Origin of the sequence: Halopseudomonas phragmitis (genome assembly GCF_002056295.1) — a bacterium.
GTDB classification, from domain to species: domain Bacteria; phylum Pseudomonadota; class Gammaproteobacteria; order Pseudomonadales; family Pseudomonadaceae; genus Halopseudomonas; species Halopseudomonas phragmitis.
The window spans coordinates 3,367,574-3,387,153 of the sequence record NZ_CP020100.1; the positions used below are offsets into that span (position 1 = coordinate 3,367,574).

Annotated in this window: 17 protein-coding genes; 12 read left to right on the forward strand and 5 right to left on the reverse strand. The window is 60.0% G+C overall.

Going from position 1 to position 19,580, the window contains the following annotated elements; all coding sequences use genetic code 11:
* Positions 1-160: 160 nt before the first annotated feature.
* Both BVH74_RS15585 and BVH74_RS15590 read left to right on the forward strand, forming a co-directional pair.
* Complete coding sequence (locus BVH74_RS15585) at positions 161-649, forward strand: DUF3015 domain-containing protein (RefSeq protein ID WP_080050994.1); 489 nt, start codon at positions 161-163, stop codon at positions 647-649.
* Positions 650-731: 82 nt separating this feature from the next.
* On the forward strand, positions 732-2,591 hold the full coding sequence (locus tag BVH74_RS15590) for an Lnb N-terminal periplasmic domain-containing protein (protein ID WP_080050995.1): 1,860 nt from the start codon (positions 732-734) through the stop codon (positions 2,589-2,591).
* A gap of 68 nt (positions 2,592-2,659) precedes the next feature.
* Here BVH74_RS15590 and BVH74_RS15595 read toward each other — a convergent pair whose 3' ends face one another.
* The 4 genes from BVH74_RS15595 to BVH74_RS15610 all read right to left on the reverse strand — a co-directional run bounded on the left by BVH74_RS15595 (position 2,660) and on the right by BVH74_RS15610 (position 5,974).
* On the reverse strand, positions 2,660-3,052 hold the full coding sequence (locus BVH74_RS15595; RefSeq protein WP_080050996.1) for a globin: 393 nt from the start codon (positions 3,050-3,052) through the stop codon (positions 2,660-2,662).
* Between the two features lie 212 nt (positions 3,053-3,264).
* The gene (locus tag BVH74_RS15600) at positions 3,265-4,101 is read right to left on the reverse strand and encodes a rhomboid family intramembrane serine protease (RefSeq protein ID WP_080050997.1); all 837 of its coding nucleotides are present in this window, start codon (positions 4,099-4,101) and stop codon (positions 3,265-3,267) included.
* A 17-nt stretch (positions 4,102-4,118) separates the two neighbouring features.
* Positions 4,119-5,087, reverse strand: coding sequence for a metallophosphoesterase (locus BVH74_RS15605; protein WP_080050998.1), 969 nt, complete (start codon positions 5,085-5,087; stop codon positions 4,119-4,121).
* 5 nt (positions 5,088-5,092) lie between these two features.
* Positions 5,093-5,974 carry an NAD(+) kinase gene (locus tag BVH74_RS15610; protein WP_080050999.1) on the reverse strand — a complete coding sequence of 294 codons (882 nt, stop codon included), beginning with the start codon at positions 5,972-5,974 and terminating at the stop codon, positions 5,093-5,095.
* A gap of 147 nt (positions 5,975-6,121) precedes the next feature.
* On the opposite strand from BVH74_RS15610, the gene BVH74_RS15615 reads away from it, so the two are divergent.
* On the forward strand, positions 6,122-7,066 hold the full coding sequence (locus BVH74_RS15615) for a DUF1853 family protein (protein WP_119701487.1): 945 nt from the start codon (positions 6,122-6,124) through the stop codon (positions 7,064-7,066).
* Positions 7,067-7,115: 49 nt separating this feature from the next.
* On the opposite strand, the gene BVH74_RS15620 is transcribed toward BVH74_RS15615, so the two are convergent.
* Positions 7,116-7,961, reverse strand: coding sequence for a hypothetical protein (locus BVH74_RS15620; RefSeq protein ID WP_080051001.1), 846 nt, complete (start codon positions 7,959-7,961; stop codon positions 7,116-7,118).
* 200 nt (positions 7,962-8,161) lie between these two features.
* Between BVH74_RS15620 and pyrC the strand changes: the two genes are divergently transcribed.
* From pyrC to BVH74_RS15665, 9 genes are all read left to right on the forward strand, one after another.
* The gene (gene pyrC / locus BVH74_RS15625) at positions 8,162-9,196 is read left to right on the forward strand and encodes a dihydroorotase (RefSeq protein WP_080051002.1); all 1,035 of its coding nucleotides are present in this window, start codon (positions 8,162-8,164) and stop codon (positions 9,194-9,196) included.
* A gap of 28 nt (positions 9,197-9,224) precedes the next feature.
* Positions 9,225-9,896: a ribonuclease T gene (rnt, locus tag BVH74_RS15630; protein WP_080051003.1), complete on the forward strand. Its 672-nt coding sequence runs from the start codon at positions 9,225-9,227 to the stop codon at positions 9,894-9,896.
* Between the two features lie 354 nt (positions 9,897-10,250).
* Complete coding sequence (locus tag BVH74_RS15635) at positions 10,251-11,225, forward strand: TAXI family TRAP transporter solute-binding subunit (protein WP_080051004.1); 975 nt, start codon at positions 10,251-10,253, stop codon at positions 11,223-11,225.
* A gap of 76 nt (positions 11,226-11,301) precedes the next feature.
* Positions 11,302-13,893, forward strand: coding sequence for a TRAP transporter permease (locus BVH74_RS15640; protein WP_080051005.1), 2,592 nt, complete (start codon positions 11,302-11,304; stop codon positions 13,891-13,893).
* Between the two features lie 9 nt (positions 13,894-13,902).
* Positions 13,903-14,331: a universal stress protein gene (locus tag BVH74_RS15645; RefSeq protein WP_080051006.1), complete on the forward strand. Its 429-nt coding sequence runs from the start codon at positions 13,903-13,905 to the stop codon at positions 14,329-14,331.
* Positions 14,332-14,512: 181 nt separating this feature from the next.
* Positions 14,513-15,730, forward strand: coding sequence for a CmpA/NrtA family ABC transporter substrate-binding protein (locus BVH74_RS15650; protein WP_080051007.1), 1,218 nt, complete (start codon positions 14,513-14,515; stop codon positions 15,728-15,730).
* Entirely contained in the window at positions 15,715-16,290 is a 576-nt protein-coding gene (locus BVH74_RS15655) for an ANTAR domain-containing response regulator (protein ID WP_080051008.1), read from the forward strand. Before BVH74_RS15650 ends, BVH74_RS15655 begins: the two co-directional genes overlap by 16 nt.
* 238 nt (positions 16,291-16,528) lie before the next feature.
* Positions 16,529-17,740 carry a nitrate/nitrite transporter gene (locus tag BVH74_RS15660; RefSeq protein WP_080051009.1) on the forward strand — a complete coding sequence of 404 codons (1,212 nt, stop codon included), beginning with the start codon at positions 16,529-16,531 and terminating at the stop codon, positions 17,738-17,740.
* 2 nt (positions 17,741-17,742) lie between these two features.
* A complete protein-coding gene (locus BVH74_RS15665) occupies positions 17,743-19,401 on the forward strand; it encodes a bifunctional protein-serine/threonine kinase/phosphatase (protein WP_080051010.1) in 1,659 nt (552 codons plus the stop codon).
* The last annotated feature ends 179 nt before the right edge of the window (positions 19,402-19,580 follow it).

Sequence of the window (19,580 nt, forward strand, 5' to 3'; positions counted from 1 at the left end):
GGGATATTCTAGGGAATGGTGGAGCGACAAGCTACAAGCACACACCGATGACCGGCGGACATTGGCAGCTACAAGCTCTGCCTCGCAGGTTTAACCTGATTGAAACAATTATATACAAGTGCTAGATTCCATCGCTCGTTCACATTAATGGAAAGTAAAAATGAAACGGATCTTGCTCGGTTCTCTCCTCGCTGCTGCCTCCCTCAATGCTTTTGCCACCGCTCCTGGCGGTCCTGGTTGTGGCTGGGGCAACATGCTGTTTGAAGGACAAAGCGGCCTGCCCTCGCACCTGGTAGCCTCAATTACCAACGGCACTTCGGGTAACGCCACCTTTGGCATGACCTCCGGCACCAACGGTTGCGATACCAGTGGCAAGCTGGCCTATAACGGCAAGTCGATGCTGGTCCTCGGCAGCATCATGAACGAGCTTTCAGAAGATATGGCTCGCGGTGAAGGCGAGGCGCTGACAACCTATGCCGTCATTCTTGGCGTTCAGCCAGAAGATCGCGCTCACTTCGCAGCCATCACCAGCCAGCACTTCAACGAGATTTTCTCTGCGGCCGACATCACCGCCGAGCAGGTGCATCAGGCCACCCTGAATGTGCTGAGCAATGACGCCATTCTGGCCAAGTACGCCGAGCAAGCCTAAGCGTTCTGACCCACACAAGGCCTGAGCATCCGCTCGGGCCTTGTGCGTCCATCTTTTTCCGCCCTCTTCATTGCAATCTTATATGCCTATACGCCTGCTAGCGTTGCTGATTGGCAGCCTGTGCATTACAACCAGTTTCGCAGCCCCGAATATCCCGACAGAACACCAGCATCAGTTAGCCTCGCAACGCTTCTGGTTGTCTCTTGGCCATTATGCACCCGGCAAACTGGGAGGCTGGCGCAGCTACGTAAACGACACCGAGTTCTTTCTGGCTGACAACGGCGACAAATCTCCTCTGGCCGAGCTGAAAGCAACCCTGAGCGGACTGTATGCTGACCCAGCGCTAGGCGATGATCACCCGCAATGCCGTTACCCGGCACGCACCCGCTGGCTGCGCAAGCAACTCACACTTGAGAACCTGCCCGAACCAGCCTGCACTGAATACCAGACCTGGTATAACGATATAGACCCCCACTCGACCGTACTGGTCTTTCCTGATGCCTATCTGAACAGCCCTTCTTCGATGTTCGGCCACACCCTGCTGCGGATCGACACACCGGACACCAAAGACAACGGCACCACCCTACTCAGCTACGCACTGAACTTTGGGGCCATGGTCGACAGCATGGACAACGGCATCTTGTACGCCTGGCGAGGCCTGGCCGGCGGCTACCCGGGCCAGTTCTCCCTGCTGCCCTATCGGGACAAGATCAGTGAGTACAGCCACCTGGAAAACCGGGATCTCTGGGAGTACCACCTGAACCTGACGCCAGCGGAAACCCAGCGCATGATTGAACATGTCTGGGAGCTGCGGCAAATCCGCTTCGACTACTATTTCTTCGACGAGAACTGCTCTTTCCGGCTGCTTGAACTGCTGGAAATTGCCCGCCCTACACTGCGTCTAACCGAACAGTTCCCGCTCACGGCCATTCCTGTTGACACGGTACGTGCCGTCAGGGAAGCCGGCCTGATCACTGAAGTGCAATACCGCCCCTCGCGTGAACGCGAGCTACTCGAGCGTTTTGAGCTGCTATCAGGCCCCGAGCTGGACTGGGTACAGCTTCTGGCCGAAGACAGCAATCACCTGGATGCCGATACCTTCCTCAACCAGCCCACAGAACGTCAGGCACTCATTCAGGAGGCAGCCTACCGCTGGACCCGTTACCAGGCCAGCGGCCTTGAACGCGATCCAGCCAATGCGCAACGCAGTCTGGCATTGTTGCAGGCGATAAACCGCAACCCGGCTCCGGCCCAGCCAGCCCAGATGCCAACACTGCCCGAACAGGGCCATGATTCACGCACCTGGCACCTGGGCCTGGGCAGCCACGCGCACCAGCACTTTGCCGAGTACGGCCTGCGCATGGCTTATCACGATCTGATAGACAACCAGGCGGGCTTTCCTTTGGGCGCCCAGATCGAACTGGGCAAGTTGAGAGTACGTCAATACGAAGGCAACCACTGGCAACTGGAAGAGCTTGGGTTGATCAACATCCGCTCGCTGACTCCGCGCAACCGACTGCTCAAGCCTTGGTCATGGCAGGTTGCCGCGGGGATGGAACGGATACCAACAGATAATGATCGACGCCGACTGGCAAGCTATCTCAGCGGTGGCGGCGGCTTTACCTGGCAGCCATTCAGCAATACGTCAAGCTACCTGCTGGCTACACTGAGAACAGAATACAACCCAGATACAGCTGCGGCTCTAAACCTTGCCAGCGGTTTTGATGCTGGCGTGCTCTGGCGCAACCCGCTCGGTAACCTGCACCTCAATGCCACCGCCGACTACTTCCACCATGGTGAAGTCAGACGCCGCCTGGCGCTCGGCCAGCAATGGGAGCTGGGTCACAATCTGGGGCTGCGACTGAGCGCCGAACGAGAGTTCAGCCACTTCAGCACCCCGCAAAACAGCCTGACCCTCCAGTTGCGCTGGTACCATTACTGACAAAGCCAGCACCTGCAGGCAGGAGCTGGCTTTAGAGCACTATGGTATTGCTCACCCTGCGCTACTGTTCAGTAGCCTGTTTTTATCACCTCAATCCCCTTGCTCAGTACCTGCTCCCAGGCCCGCAGGACCGTGCGGTCACTATCGCGGTCGTGCGCGTCGATGGTCTTGAGCAGTGCATCCAGCCACAGCTCATATAAATGCGGTTCGATATTCAACCGGTGACGCGAGTGGGATTCGGCCAAGGCCTTGAGTTTGGTCGGCGGCAGGCCCCGGGCATACAGCACCAGATTCAGAATGCCCTGACGCAGCAACTGCTTCTGGGCCGGCATATCGGTATTCTGGAACTTGTCGCGGATTTCAGCGGAACTGGCGAGAAAAGTCTGGTAGAAGTCATCAAAAAAGCTGGTCGACGCGCAGCAGCGGCCATAGCTCTGCATTACCACATCATTGACAGACATAAAGATCCCTTTTACTTGGCTGGGCACGAGGCAAACTGAAACCACGCTATGGGTTTCAGGTATGGGTATAGAGTTGGAGTATTTTCCGAATATTTATGAAGTGCGTACCGAACAGTCGCACTCTCTTATAAGTTACTGATTATAAAGGGCGTAGGGAAAAACTGTAAATCGACATCCGGGCTCGCAGCCCGGGCGCAAAGGCCATCAGCCGCTCACTGGGCGCCTCTATGCCTGGATAACGCTCCCGCCAGCGCTCCGGTGGCACAGCCAATCAGCAAACCACTGACATGCGCGGTATTGGCGATCGCGCCAAACCCCAGCAAAGTCACCAAGCCGGTCAGACATAGCACCAGCCAGACCAGCATCAGAATCACCACGCCCTTGGGCAGGTCGAAGTGCACGTTTGGCGCAATCCACTGGTACAGCCAGCAATAGCCCAGCACCCCGTACAGCACGCCTGACAAGCCGCCGAACAGCACCGAGCCGCCGATCAACCACTGACTGACGTTCGATACCAGGGCAAACAACAGTGTCAAGCCCAGCAGCCAGAGACTACCTGAACGCATCTCGATGCGCCGCCCCAGCTCCCAGTACCAGAGCGCATTGAACGCCAGGTGCAGCACACCGAAATGCAAAAAGATCGGCGTGATCAGCCGCCACCACTGGCTCATATCCGGCTGTTCGAGCAAGTAGCCATCTGCGCCCAGAGGCACCAGGGTAAACAGCACCACGGTCGTGGGGTCACTACCCAACCGGGTAATGGCGGCGACTACTGCGGTGACCAGCAGCACCGCCATGGTCAGGGGAATATGCCTGAGCGAGTGTTGCCAGGGGGTGGTCTCGGGTTGCACAGGTCGCTCAGGCTCATCAATCGCCGGCACACCAGAGGCATACAGCGTCTGCACGATCTGGGCGTCTGCCTCGTCCACCGTCCATACCACCTGACGCCCACCCTCTTCGCTGATCCGATGCACTACGCCGCGGCTGCGCAGAAAGCGCGCCAACTGGCTCAAGTCTTCATCGAGAGGGCATTGCAAAGCACGGATCATGCAGGCATTCCTTGGCGTCAGGCCAGTCGGGGCACATCGACCCAGACAAAGTGGTTACGATCAAGATGACGTTCGCCATCCCAGCGATAGGCGACCAGCTTGCCATATTTGACCGCACTGTAGTCCAGACAGGCCAGATTGGGACGGATCGGATGCGGTTTGCCCTGCTGCCAGTAATGCCCGACGAACAGAATCGGCTCATCACGGCCATACACCAGCAACTCGGCCTTCTGATCATCACTCAAAGGCCGGGCAGCAACCTCCTCAGGCAAGCCATCGGGCTGAAACACGATATCGCCATAGGTCTGCGGATCCTCTTCCCAGAACTTGGTCCGGAAAAAAGCGCGGGTCAAACCATCCTTGCCGGTCATGGTCTGACCGTGCGGCAGGCGCATATCGGTGCCGCGCAGTAGCCGGTCAAGTACCTGGACGGCAAAACTGTCACGCTCAACCGAAGCCCGAACAAACTCGTCATCGATGCAGGCGTCCGGGTACTGGGCCGCAAATGGCTGTATCAGGCTGTCATCCCAGCAGGCATGCACCAGACGCAGCGGCCCCAGGTCAAGAAACAGTGGCAACTGGTAGAACCAGTCAAGAAACGCCTTCCACTCCTGGGGCCAGGCTGCGAACTGCTCAAGGGTTTCGCGAATCTGCCGATGATGGCGCTCGGTATGCTCGCGGACAAACTGCCGTCCGCTTCCGGCTGGTGCCGGAGTCTCCCAACCCAGCGCATTGAACTCGTGATTGCCCATGATGCAACGTGCCTCACCGGCATCAACCATATCGCGAACCAGATGCAAAGCCTCGCGAATACGTGGCCCACGATCGACGATATCGCCAAGAAACAATGCCTGACGCCCCTCCGGGTGACGCCAGACACCAGCCTGCTGACGGTAGCCGAGCAACTCAAGCAGGCGCACCAGGGTCTGGGCGCACCCGTGCACGTCGCCAATGATGTCGTAGCCTGGGTGTTCAACCTCTGCCATGACAGTCACTCCGTCAAACGACTGGACCAACCCAGCTTGTTGCGGCAAATTTCGTAGAAATTATGATCAACTGGATGCAGCAGCCGAAGCTTTTGTGGTTTTTTGCGGATCGTCAGGCTGTCACCGGGGGCACAGGTAATATGTACCTGCCCGTCACAACTGACCTGGGGATAAATGCCGCTCTGTTTGGAAATCAGAATTTTCAGCTCGCTGTTGCCGTCGACCACAATCGGCCGGCTGGACAGGGTATGCGGGAACATCGGCACCAGCACGATGGCATCCAGCTTCGGGTGCATGATCGGCCCACCAGCTGACAATGAATAGGCTGTCGAACCGGTTGGCGTGGCGACGATCAGGCCATCGGATTTCTGGCTGTAGACGAACTGGCCATCGACATGCAACTCGAACTCAATCATCCGCGCCGATTTGCCAGGGTGCAGCACCACATCGTTGAGTGCCTCGCTGCTGCCCAATTGTTCCTCGTCGCGACGGACAAAGGCATCCAGTAAAAAGCGGGTTTCGACCAAATAACGTCCAGCCAGCACCTCGCCAACCCGACGCTCCAGATCGTCCGGCGAAATATCGGTGAGAAAACCCAGCCCACCGCGGTTCACTCCCAATACCGGGACGTTGTAGCGGCACAGCGCCCGCGCCGCACCCAGCAAACTGCCGTCACCACCGACCACGATCACCAGATCGCAGATCTCGCCCATCATCTTGCGCGAGCAGACCTGCAACTGATGACCTGGCAGCAGATCGGCCACGGCGTCCTCAAGAATCACGCCATGGCCGTGATCGAGCAGAAACCGCTTCAGGCGCTTGAGAGTATCGACCACCTTGCCGCTGCCCAAACGACCGATTAACCCGACATTGCGGAACTGCTCCATACCACCTCGCAAATTGACGACTTGAGGGTTGCCCGTACATGCATGAGACTGAACAGACAACCATACAACATGGGAGACCGTCACCCGACGGCATTTCAGAGGATTATCCGTGGCCAACCGGCAGCTGGCAAATCAACGAGGGCGATCATGATTGAGCAACTGCGCCACCCTGTTGTCAGGGATCTCGCCTGGGTGGCTCTGTCAGCACCATTGCTAGGGCCTGGCGCCCTGCCCCTGCGCGACCCGTTGGATGGCTCAATCTGGCGCAGCGAACCCATGCGCTTGCACCAGGCCTTGGTACAACTTGAACGCCAACCCCAGCGCCTGGACGATGTCTTTGCCAATGCCCGCGACAGGCGCCTGGGCAGTTACTATGAGCGACTCTGGCATATGCTGCTGGAGCTGGCTCCCGACGTGCGTCTGTTGGGCCACAACATTACTCTGCATCGCCAGGGGCGCACCCTGGGCGAGCTGGATCTGTTGCTCGAGACCCCGAACGGAGAAGTGCTGCACCTGGAGCTGGCGATCAAGTTCTTTCTGGGCTACCCGCAAGGAGTAGATACCAGTTTGAGCAGCAGTCCGGCTTCGGCCTGGTGGGGGCCAGACCCGCAGGACCGGCTCGACCGCAAGCTCAACCACATGCTCACACATCAGCTCCCGCTCGGTGTGCAACTCGACCTGAGCGACAGCGCTTGGCCACGCGTTGAGCGCTCCTGTGCCTGGCTACAGGGTTGTCTGTTTTATCCGGCGGCTCAGCCCATGCCACGGATGATCCATGCAACTGATACCCCTCAGACGCATCTTTGGTGTCATGTTCACCAGGCCAGCGAGCGACTCCCGGCTGACAGCCACTGGAGCCCACTAGCCCACAAAGCCTGGCTGATGCCGCCCTCAAGCCCGTCTGTGGTGCTGAGCCCGGATCAGATTGCAGCGCAACTCGGCGGACTGCTCGACAGCAGTCCGGGCGGCGTCATGCTGTGGCGCATTGATGATGCCGGCACCGACCCGCTTCAGGCTCAGCGCCTGTTTCTGGTCAGCCGGCACTGGCCAAATAAGGGAGACTCTGAGCAACTCCTTGCGTACTCAGCGTGACCTGAAGCATGCAAGGAGTTGTTCAGAGGCTCCCTAGACACCTGATCGCTTAACCCGGATCGCTGGTATTGCGACTCTGAAAGCGCGCCAGATCACGCTTGAGTGACAAGTTGAGCTTCTGCTGTTGCTCCAGCTCTTTCTTGACGTCGAGCAACTCACCCTGTACCACGCCCAGATGCTCGGCATGACGCGACTGCATCGCAGCCAATGCCCGCTGCTGGTTTTCTTCCTGCTCACGAAGCTGGGCCTGCAACTCGGCCACCTGCAGAGCAAAAGCCTTGAGTTGCTGCTTCAATTTGGGCGTTTCATCATCCACTGACGGGGATGGGGGTGGCGCCGGCTCTGGCTCAGGGCGCTCGATCAGCGGGTCCGTATTTTTGCCGTACCAACCTTCCTCGGCAGCGATTTGCAGCCGCTCGGTCGCGATCACCGCCAGCGCTTCTTCGTCTTCACCGAGGATACCCAGGGTATTACGGGTCACCGCTTCCTTGACATGCATCAGATCGGAACGCCCGCCACGCTGCCCCGGCTTCCACAACAGCGGCCGGTATTCGGGGTTCTGATTAAAGCCCAGACACACCAGACGGATAGGCCCGCCGCCCATATCCGGACCACGTCCGGCCTTCTCTGCCAGCGAGCGCAGCGGCAGGTTCCAGAGCCGGTTGATGTAACCGTTCTGGTCAAAATCGATGGTGAAAAACACGGCTGCCCTGACATGCAGCCGGGCATTGATCTGGAGAAAGACCGCTTCGACAGTTTCGTCAATGTACTCGGGATGACTGACCATGCCGTCGAGCAAAGCCTCGAACTCGGGATACAGCATCTCGCTGCAGATCCCGCGTTCGGAAAAGAACATTACCGCTTCGATCAGCGCAGGCTTGCGTGTCGTACTCATTCATCGGCTCCCGCCATGATTCTTTCTAATACTCTGCGCCCTTGCGTGGAGGCTTACACCCGCCGCCAGTGTAGGCCAAAGCCCGCCAATGGTGTGTGATGCACTTGGCAGACAGCCCAACCCATTCACCGCCGCACGAGTGTCAAAAAGGCAGCGTTTCCGGTAGCATGGCGGCATCGCCACTGCCCGGAAACCTCTCGATGACTGACCGCCTGACCCTGATCCGGCCCGATGACTGGCACATTCACCTGCGCGACGGTGAGGTGCTCAAACACAGCGTAGCTGATGCTGGCCGGGTTTTCTCTCGCGCCATCATCATGCCCAATCTGGTACCTCCGGTCCGTGATGGCCAACAGGCCGACGCCTACAAGGCCCGCATTCTGGCCGCCCGCCCGGCAGGCAGCCAATTCGAGCCGCTAATGGTACTGTACCTGACCGATCAGACCACCCCCGAGATGGTCCGTGCAGCCAAGCTGCAAGGTCAGGCCGTGGCCGCCAAGCTCTATCCGGCCGGCGCCACCACCAACTCGCAATCTGGCGTGACCGCCCTGGAAAACATCTACCCGGCGCTTGAAGCCATGGCTGAAGTAGGCATGCTGCTGCTGGTCCACGGTGAGGTTACCCATGCCGAGGTCGACATCTTCGATCGTGAAAAGGCCTTTATCGATCAGCAACTGGTCAAGGTGGTCGAGCGCTTTCCCACGCTCAAGGTGGTCTTCGAGCACATTACCACTGGCGACGCCGTTGACTTCGTGCGCAGCGCCTCGGACCAGGTCGGCGCCACCATCACCGCCCACCACCTGCTGTACAATCGTAATCACATGCTGGTTGGCGGCATTCGTCCGCACTTTTATTGCCTGCCGATTCTCAAGCGTCAGCGCCACCAGCAGGCTCTGGGCGATGCGGTCGTATCCGGTTCGAACAAGTTCTTCCTGGGGACCGACTCGGCTCCCCATGCCCGCCATGCCAAGGAAGCCGCCTGCGGCTGTGCTGGCTGCTACACTGCACATGCGGCCATCGAATTGTATGCCGAGGCCTTCGATGAACTCGGCGCCCTGGACAAGCTCGAAGGCTTTGCCAGCCTGCACGGCCCAGACTTCTACGGCCTGCCGCGCAACACCGATCAGATTACCCTGATACGTGAAGACTGGCAGGCCCCCAACAGCCTGCCGCTGGGTGATCATGAGGTGGTGCCGCTGCGCGCCGGTGAAACCATTCATTGGCGAGTCATTTGACCCGTCAAAACAGCATTAAGGACCGCGTGTGAGCGAGTTTGAGTTCGATCCCGACCTGCACGAAGAGCAATTGAACAAGGGGCCAAAGCCTCCCATGGCCTACCGGTTCCGGGGGTTCCTGCCAGTAGTGGTGGACGTTGAAACCGGCGGTTTCAACGCCGCCACCGATGCCCTGCTGGAAATTGCCGCGACCACCATCGGCATGGACGATGAAGGTCTGGTCTATCCAGACCAAACCCATTTCTTCCGGGTTGAACCCTTCGCAGGCGCCAACATCGAGGCCTCAGCCCTGGAGTTCACCGGCATCAAGCTGGATCATCCGCTGCGCATGGCGGTTTCCGAGCAGCATGCGCTGGGCGAGATTTTCAAGCACGTACGCAAGGCGGTGAAGTCCGCCGGCTGCAAGCGGGCGGTTCTGGTCGGGCACAACGCCTTCTTTGACCTGGGCTTTCTCAATGCCGCAGTCGAGCGCTGCGAGATCAAACGCAACCCGTTCCACCCGTTCTCCTGCTTTGACACCGCCACTCTGGGCGGCCTGGCCTATGGCCAAACCGTGCTGGCCAAGGCCTGTTCGGCTGGCGGCATCGATTTCGACGGCCGCGAGGCCCACTCGGCACGTTACGACACAGAAAAAACCGCCGAACTGTTCTGCGCCATCGTCAACCGCTGGCGTGAAATGGGCGGCTGGCCACCGGTCTAGTCCCTACGGCTCCGGGCTCGCATGCGAGCCCGCTCGAGCAAGCAACAGCATTCATATTGGGCAACACTACGTTCGACGACTTGCTCGAATCGGGTTAGCCGGTTATTGTCAAAAAAGAGTTCCCAGGCCGGCGTACAACGGAATGAACCTTGCTTGATCCCTCATCGGGAGCCTTCCGCATATCTCCGTTTCCGGCTTCCAGCTCTGCTGGCGGCATCTTCCGCTACACTTATTAGTCTGTGATCCAGACGTTGGCCCTGAACGGGCCTGACTGTTAACTACAGTCATTAGCAAGTGACGTCGACACCGTACCTAAGGTGTCGATCCAAAATCAGAAAAAGGAGTCACCCTCTCATGAAACGTCAATCCCTCGCCACGCTGTTTTGCGCAGCCATCGGTTACGCCACCCTGGCGGCTACCCCGGCTGTAGCCCAGCAGAACTTCGTCACCATCGGCACTGGCGGCCAGACCGGCGTGTATTACGTAGTCGGCCAGTCAGTCTGTCGACTGCTGAATCGCAACAGCAGCGAGCACGGCATCCGTTGCAACGCCCCTTCAAGTGGCGGCTCGGTCGCCAACGTCAACGCCATTCGCGGCGGTGAAATGGACATGGGCGTAGTGCAGTCCGACATCCAGTACAAAGCCTATGCCGGAGTCGAAAACTTCGAAGCCGCCGGCCCCTATGAAGGCATGCGTGCCATGTTCGCCCTGCATGGCGAGCCGCTGACCGTTGTGGCCCGTCGCGATGCCGGCATCACAACGGTCTACGACCTCAAGGGTAAGCGGGTCAATATCGGCAACCCCGGCTCCGGTCAGCGCGACACCATGGACGTGGTGATGGCGTCACTGGGCTGGACAACCCGCGACTTCTCGCTGGCCTCCGAACTGAGCGCTGCCGAGCAGGCTGCGGCCCTGGGTGACAACAACGTCGATGCCATGGTCTATGTCGCCGGCCACCCCAACGGCTCGATTCAGGAAGCCACCACCACCGTCGACTCGGTCATGGTTGAGGTTGCGGGTGAGGAAATCGACAAACTGATCGAAGAACGCCCCTACTACGCCAAGGCTATCATTCCCGGCGGCATGTACCGCGGCAACGACAACGACGTAGCTACCTTCGGGGTTCGCGCCACACTGGTGACCTCTACCGCTACCTCTGACGAAGTCGTGTACCAGACAGTCAAGGCAGTGTTCGAGAATTTCGACCGCTTCAAGCGCCTGCACCCGGCCTTCGCTACCCTCACTGAAGAGCAGATGATCAAGGAAGGTCTTTCGGTACCTCTGCATGACGGCGCCATCCGCTACTACAAGGAACGCGGCTGGATGTAAGCCAGACCCACGGACCGCCCCACCGGGCGGTCCGTTCGTTTGAACCGTTCAAAAAATCAGAAGAAAAGTGCCTGTCATGAGTGAACCGAGTACCAAACGGGAAGACCTCAACACTGAACTGGAAGACCTGGTCGCCACCAGCGACACGGGTGCACGCAAACCCCGGGGGATCCCCGGCAAATTGCTTGTCAGCATTGCGGCCGCCTGGTCGCTTTTTCAATTATGGATTTCCTCGCCGCTGCCGTTCATGGTCGGCTTCGGCGTGTTTAACAGCACCGAAGCTCGCTCCATTCACCTGGCTTTCGCGGTGTTCCTGGGCTTCATGGCCTTCCCCGCCTTCAAGCGTTCCCCCCGTGACCGGGTACCGCTGCTGGACTGGATTCTGGCGCTGCTGGCTGCGTTCTGCGCAGCCTATCTGTTTCTGTTCTACACCGACCTGGCCCGCCGCCCGGGCAGCCCGACCCAGGTCGATGTAATAGTCGCCGTCACTGGTCTGGTGCTGCTGCTGGAGGCCACCCGCCGGGCGCTGGGGCCGCCGTTGATGATCGTCGCCCTGGTGTTCATCGTCTATTCGCTGGCCGGCCCGCACATGCCGGGGATTCTGGCGCACCGGGGCGTGAGCCTGGAGGCGCTGACCAACCATCAATGGCTCACCACCCAAGGGGTATTCGGGATTGCCCTGGGGGTGTCGACCAGTTTCGTGTTTCTGTTCGTGCTGTTCGGCTCACTGCTGGATAAGGCTGGTGCCGGCAATTACTTCATCAAGGTAGCCTTCTCGCTGCTTGGTCACTACCGAGGCGGGCCGGCCAAGGCAGCCGTAGTGGCCTCGGGCATGACCGGGCTGATCTCCGGCTCCTCGATCGCCAATACCGTGACCACCGGCACCTTCACCATCCCAATGATGAAGCGGGTTGGCTTCCCGGCGGAAAAGGCCGGCGCAGTCGAGGTGGCGTCATCGGTCAATGGCCAGATCATGCCGCCGGTCATGGGCGCCGCCGCCTTTCTGATGGTCGAGTATGTCGGCATTTCCTATGTCGAAGTGATCAAGCATGCCTTCCTGCCGGCGCTTATTTCCTATATCGCCCTGGTCTACATCGTCCACCTGGAAGCGATGAAGGCCGGCATGCAGGGGCTGCAGAGCAGCAATCCGCAGCGCCCGCTGCTGCGCAAGCTGATCGGTTTTCTCACCGGCCTGCTGTTGCTCATGGGGCTGTCGTTTGCGGTCTATTACGGACTGGGCTGGCTCAAGCCGCTGCTCGGCGACGCCGCCAGCTGGGTAATTGCCGGTGGCCTGGCAGTGGTTTATGTCAGTCTGTTGAAACTCGGCGCACGCTATCCGGAACTGGAGCTGGACGACCCCAACTCGCCAGTGGTCAAACTGCCGCAGACCAAGCCTACGGTAATGTCCGGGCTGCACTACATCCTGCCGGTCATCGTGCTGATCTGGTGCTTGATGGTCGAGCGCCTGTCACCCGGCCTGTCGGCCTTCTGGGCCACGGTGTTCATGATTGCCATCATCCTTACCCAGCGCCCGCTGATGGCTCTGTTCCGAGGACGCAGCAAGGTGGTCAACGACCTGCTGCACGGCCTGGATGATCTTTGGCAGGGTCTGGTATCAGGCGCGCGCAACATGATCGGCATCGGTATTGCCACTGCTACCGCCGGGATCATCGTCGGTGCGGTATCGCAGACCGGGGTCGGTCTGGTACTGGCCGACCTGGTGGAAATCCTGTCGATGGGCAACCTGATGCTGATGCTGGTACTGACGGCTGTGCTCAGTCTGATTCTCGGTATGGGCCTGCCAACCACCGCCAACTACATCGTGGTCTCGGCCCTGCTGGCACCGGTGATCGTCACCCTCGGCCAGCAGAACGGTCTGATCGTACCGCTGATCGCCGTACATCTGTTCGTGTTCTATTTCGGCATTATGGCTGACGTTACCCCTCCCGTAGGATTGGCCTCATTCGCAGCAGCGGCAGTGTCCGGCGGCGACCCCATCCGCACCGGCTTTCAGGCCTTCTACTACAGCCTGCGTACTGCGGCGTTACCATTCCTGTTCATCTTCAACACCGACCTGCTGCTGATCAACGTCGACTTCTGGCACGGGATACTGATCTTCATCGTCGCGACCATCGCCATGCTGATCTTCGCCGCTGCGACCCAGGGCTGGCTATTGGTACGCAGCCGCTGGTACGAAAATCTGCTATTGCTGCTGGTGGCCTTCACCCTGTTCCGCCCGGGGTTCTGGATGGACATCATTCATGATCCCTACGAGTCGGTGCCACCGGCGCAATTGGCCGAAGTGCTGAACCGGGTCGATGACAACAGTTACCTGCGCATGCAAGTGGCTGGTGAAGACGATATCGGCAACCCCCGTACTTTCTTCCTGCTGGTCCCGGTACCCGACGGCACTGACGGCCAGGAGCGGCTGGATAACCTGGGCTTGGGTCTGATTCAGGAAGATGAACGCACTCTGGTCGATATGGTCAACTTCGGTAGCCTGGCCGCGGAACTGGGTTTCCAGTTCGATCAGGAAATCATCGAGGTCATGGCCCCGGTTGATCGCTGGGCCAAGGAATGGATGTGGATACCGGGCTTCCTGCTATTTGGGCTGATTGTCGGCCTGCAATGGCTGCGCCAGCGTGCCCATGCCCCGGCACTGCCCTGAGGAGGATGCATGTACAACAAGATCCTGTTACCCATCGATCTTAACCACAAGGCCTCCTGGGACCGCGCCCTGCCGACCGCACTAGTGCTGTGCAAAACCTATGACGCTTCGCTGCATGTGGTCACGGTGATGCCTGATTTCGGCCTGCCACTGGTAGGCGGCTTCTTTCCCAAGGAGTTCACCGATCAGGCAAAGAAAGCCCTGACCGACCAGTTCAAAGAGTTCATCAAGGAGCATGTGCCCAAGGACATCAAGGTCCAGCGCATTGTGGTTGACGGCAAGCCCTATGAGGCCATTCTGCGGGTCTCGAAGAAGCTCAACGTCGACCTGATCGTCATGGCCTCACACAAACGCAAGCGTCTGGAGGAGTACCTGCTCGGCACCAACGCCATGCGGGTGGTCCAGCAGTCGAAGAAGTCGGTGATGATCGTGCGTTAAAGAAGCGCTGGTTAATTGCGTAGCCCGGTTGGCGCTGACCTGCTCTGGACCCGGCACGCACCTTGCTTGCTTCTCGACAGGGCATCAATGGCGATGCCCATTAACGACAACGGCGTCGTGCTGACAGATCGGTAATACCGAGGCTGCGGCACGGCGTTTTTTATTGCCTGTGGAACATGACATGCAAACGGATACCCCAAAGCAGTCCGACCCTCTGGCCTGGGTTGCGGGCAACGACGCCCCGGAAAAACCGGTACTCAACATCGGTTTTATGCCCTTGACCGACTCAGCTTCGCTGATTGTTGCCGCCACCCAGGGATTTGCCCAGCAATACGGCCTAAGCATCAACCTCAAACGACAAAATTCCTGGGCAAGCTTGCGTGACAGGCTGCTCAGCGGTGAACTGGATGCCGCTCAGGGCCTGTACGGCCTGGCCTATGGCATTCACTTGGGGCTGGGTTGCCCTGCCACCCCCATGGCGGTGCTCATGGGGCTGAACCAGAACGGCCAGAGCATCAATCTGTCACGCGCAATGCTTGAGACCGGCGTGACCAGCGGTGAGGCACTGGCGCGCAAAGCGCACCACGATGGGGCAAAATTGCGTCTGGCACAGACCTTCCCCACCGGCACCCATGCCATGTGGCTGTATTACTGGCTGGCCGCCCACGGCGTCCACCCGCTGCGCGATGTCGAGACCCTGGTGGTGCCTCCTTCGCAGATGGTCGAGCACCTGCGAGCTGGACGTATCGACGGTTTCTGTGCCGGCGAGCCCTGGGGCGCCTGCGCGATTGCCGAAGGGATGGGCTTCACCCTGGCGACCAGTCAGTCAATCTGGCCGGATCATCCGGAGAAAGTGCTATGCACCACCGCTGCATTCGCCGAACAGTACCCTAACACCGCCCGCGCCCTGGTCATGGCTCTGCTCGATGCCAGTCGGTTCATTGATGAAAACGCTGCCAATCGCGCCGGTACCGCGCAACTGATCAGCGCCAGCGAGTATGTCGACGCTCCCCTGGGTGCCCTGCTCCCACGTTTTCAAGGAGAGTATGATGACGGTAACGGGCGAGTCTGGCAGGATAGCCACCCGCTGCGTTTCCATGCTGGCGGTGCGGTCAACCAGCCCTACCTGTCCGACGGCATCTGGTTCATGACCCAGTTCCGGCGCTGGGGCCTGTTGCGCCACGATCCTGACTATCTGGCCGTGGCTCGTCAGGTTCAGCAGACCGGCCTGTATCATGAGGCAGCCTCGGCGCTGGGCATTGCAACAGCCCCTGGCGACATGCGCAGCGCCTGCTTGATGGACGGCATAGACTGGGACGGTAGTAACCCCCATGACTATGCCCATGGTTTCAAGCTTCATGCCCTGAGTGATGACAAGACGTTATGCGAATCCTGCTGATCAACGATACCGCCCGCAAGGTCGGTCGCCTGAGCGAGGCACTGCGAGACGCCGGGTTCGAGGTGTTCGACGAATCCGGCCTGTCAATCGACCTGCCGGCCCGGGTGCAGAGCTGCAAGCCGGATGTCATTCTGATCGACAGTGACTCTCCCGGACGCGACGTACTGGAACAACTATGCCTGGTCAGTCGCGACCAGCCCAAGCCGATCGTCATGTTCACCGACGAACAGGACCCGGCCATCATGCGCCAGGCCATTCAGGCCGGGGTCAGCGCCTATATCGTCGAAGGTATCAACAGTACCCGACTCAAGGCCATTCTCGACGTGGCCCAGGCCCGTTTCGAAACTGACCAGCAGTTGCGCGCCGAACTGCAGGCCCGCGAGCAGCAACTCAACGAGCGCAAGCGGATCGAAAAGGCCAAGGGGCTGTTGATGACCATGAAACAGTGCAGCGAACCCGAGGCCTACACCCTGATGCGCCGCCAGGCCATGGCCCGCCAGCAGAAGCTGATCCAGGTCGCCGAGCAGATCATCGCCATGCACGAGATGCTCAACGATTAGTGCAACGGCACTGCACACCACCTCAACACCTCCCTATACCGTCATCGCGAGACAAACCAACCCTGGCACACTTACTGCATATATCTCCTGCAGGTAACCAACGGCGGTTGCCTGAACAGACAACGACGTCATCCCCGACCCGGACCAAGTCCGGGGTCGGGGGTGGCGTTTTTTTTTGCCGCAATGCTGCAGGCAAAAGCCCCCAAAGCCTGATTTTGCGTACGTTGAGGGATTGCACATGAATACAAGCTTCTGGAAAGCCGGCCACGCACCCACGCTGTTCGCCGCTTTTCTCTACTTCGATCTGAGCTTCATGGTCTGGTACGTGCTCGGCCCCCTTGCGGTGCAGATCGCCACCGACCTGGGCCTGACTGCACAGGAACGGGGCATGATGGTAGCCACGCCGATCCTGGCTGGTGCAATTCTCCGACTGCTACTTGGCTTTCTGGCTGATCGCACCTCACCCAAGACTGCCGGCATCTTCGGCCAGGTAGTCGTAATTCTGGCCCTGCTCGCCGCCTGGACGCTGGGTATCAACAGTTATGAGCAGGCGCTGTTGCTTGGCCTGGGCCTGGGCTTTGCCGGGGCGGCCTTCGCCGTCGCCCTGCCGTTGGCCTCGCAATGGTACCCGCCGGAGCACCAGGGCAAAGCCATGGGCATCGCCGGCGCCGGCAACTCCGGTACCGTGCTGGCTGCATTGTTCGCCCCAGGCCTGGCCTATCTGTTCGGTTGGCAGAACGTGTTCGGCTTAGCCCTGATCCCTCTGGTGGCAACCCTGCTTATCTTCACTCTGGTGGCCCGTAACGCTCCACAACGTCCCAAGCCCAAGGCTGCCCGTGACTATCTGATGGCACTGAATGATCGTGACAGCTGGTGGTTCATGTTCTTCTACAGCGTTACCTTCGGTGGCTTCATCGGCCTAGCCAGCGCCCTGCCTGGCTACTTCAATGACCAATACGGGCTCGATCCAGTGATCGCCGGCTACTACACCGCTGCCTGCGTCATGGCCGGCAGCCTGATGCGCCCGCTCGGCGGTGCCCTGGCCGACCGCATCGGCGGTATTCGTTCCCTGTTGTTCATGTACTCGGTGGCCGCCATCTGCATAGCGCTGGTGGGCTTCAACCTGTCCAGCTCGTTCGCCGCACTGGCCCTGTTCGTTGCTGCCATGCTCGGCCTGGGGGCTGGCAACGGCGCGGTTTTCCAGTTGGTACCCCAGCGCTTCCATCGTGAAATCGGGGTCATGACAGGCCTGATCGGCATGGCTGGCGGGGTCGGCGGCTTCGTGTTGGCGGCCGGCCTGGGCACCATCAAACAGCATACCGGCGACTACCAGCTTGGCCTGTGGCTGTTCGCGGCACTCGGCGTACTGGCCCTGATCGGTCTGAGCGGCGTCAAGCGCCGCTGGCGGACCACCTGGGGCTCTTCGGCCGTCACCACGGCCAGGGTCTGAGCATGAGCCTGCAACTGCGCATTGACGAGGCCAGCGCCGCTGGTCCACGCAAGGAAAATCAGGATGCTGTGCGGGTGGTTACCCCCGCACCGCAGCTGGCGGCCAGCAAGGGCCACCTGCTGGCCCTGGCCGATGGCGTGAGCCAATGCAGCGATGGCGGCCTGGCCGCCCGTGCCACCCTACAGGCTCTGGCGCTGGACTACTACTCCACACCGGAAACCTGGTCGGTCACTCAGGCGCTGGAGCGTCTGCTGACCGCCCACAATCGCTGGTTGCGAGCCAATGGCGGTGGCCTGCCGCTGCTGACTACCCTGACCGCCCTGGTGCTGCGCGGGCGTCGTTATACCTTGGCCCATATCGGTGACTGCCGGGCCTATCTGCTGCGCAACGGTCGACTGCGCAAGCTGACCAATGAGCATGTCTGGGAACAACCGGGCATGGAACACGTGCTCAAACGGGCGATGGGATTGGATGAACACCCGCTGATCGATTACCTGGATGGCGAACTCGACGAAGGCGATCAGCTGTTGCTGGTCAGCGATGGGGTATGGGCCTATCTCAACGACCAGGCAATCCATGACACCCTGGCTGCCAACGACGCCCCCGGCCGCTGTCAGCGGCTGATCGATCTGGCCCTGGCCAATGGCGGGCAGGACAATGCCAGCGCACTGCTGGTCGGTATCGACACACTGCCTGACAGCAGCCTCGACGACGCCCTGCAACCGGCTGACGAGCGCGCCCTGCCGCCGCGCCTGAAACCCGACCAGCAGTTCGAGGGCTGGCATGTCCAGCGGGAACTGGGCGAAACCCGCCAGTCCCTGCTGTACCGGGTCAAGGATGGCCTCGGTCAGCCCTGGCTGCTTAAGACCCTGCCCCCTCAGCGTCAGGATGAACCACAGGCCTGCCGCGAACTGCTGCAGGAGGAATGGTTCCTGCGTCGGGTGGCCGGGCAATCGGTCCCTGAGCTGCATCCGCTGCCCGAACGTCAGCACCATTACTACGTGATGCGCGAGTACGCCGGACAGACCCTGGAGCAGCACAAGCGCGAGCACGGACTCTGGAGTCTGGCACTGTTCCAGCAACTGGCACCGCAACTGATCAAGGCCGTCGGCCTGCTGCACCGACGCAACCTGCTGCACCGCGACATCAAGCCGGACAATTTGCATCTGGGCGATGACGGCGTGCTGCGCCTGCTCGATTTCGGCCTTGCTTTCTGCCCCGGCTTGTCCCAGTGGCAGACCGGCAACCCGCCTGGCACTCCCAGTTTCATTGCTCCGGAAGCCTTTGCCGGGGCCGAACCCAGCCCGCAACAGGACCTGTATGCGACCGGCGTCAGTCTCTATTACTTGCTGACCGGGCATTACCCCTACGGCGAGATCGAGGCCTTCCAGCGCCCCCGCTTTGGCCGCCCCGCCCCACCCAGTCGCTATCGCCATGATTTGCCGGGCTGGGTCGACGAATGCCTGCTCAAGGCTCTGGAACCCGATCCTGATAAACGCTACGAAACCGCCGAAGAGTGGTTATTGGCTCTGGAACAGGCCGAGCGCCTGCCCCAGCCCAGCCGCCCTTTGATCGAACGCGAGCCGCTGGTGGTTTGGCGCGCCGTGGCCCTGACCTCACTCGCACTCAATCTGGTGCTGTTGATGCTATTGCTTCGCTGAGTTCCCTGGGGGTGTCGTCCCTCACTCGACGGCATGCCTGGTACCCCCCCATGTTGGGTCGAGGTACGACATCCCCAGGAACCTTTTTCACCCAACCGGGCCACAAGCCCAACAAACGCACCATTGCAGTGCAAAACGCCACAATAAGGTGCACAAGAAGAGCCCGGCAAGTGGCTCAA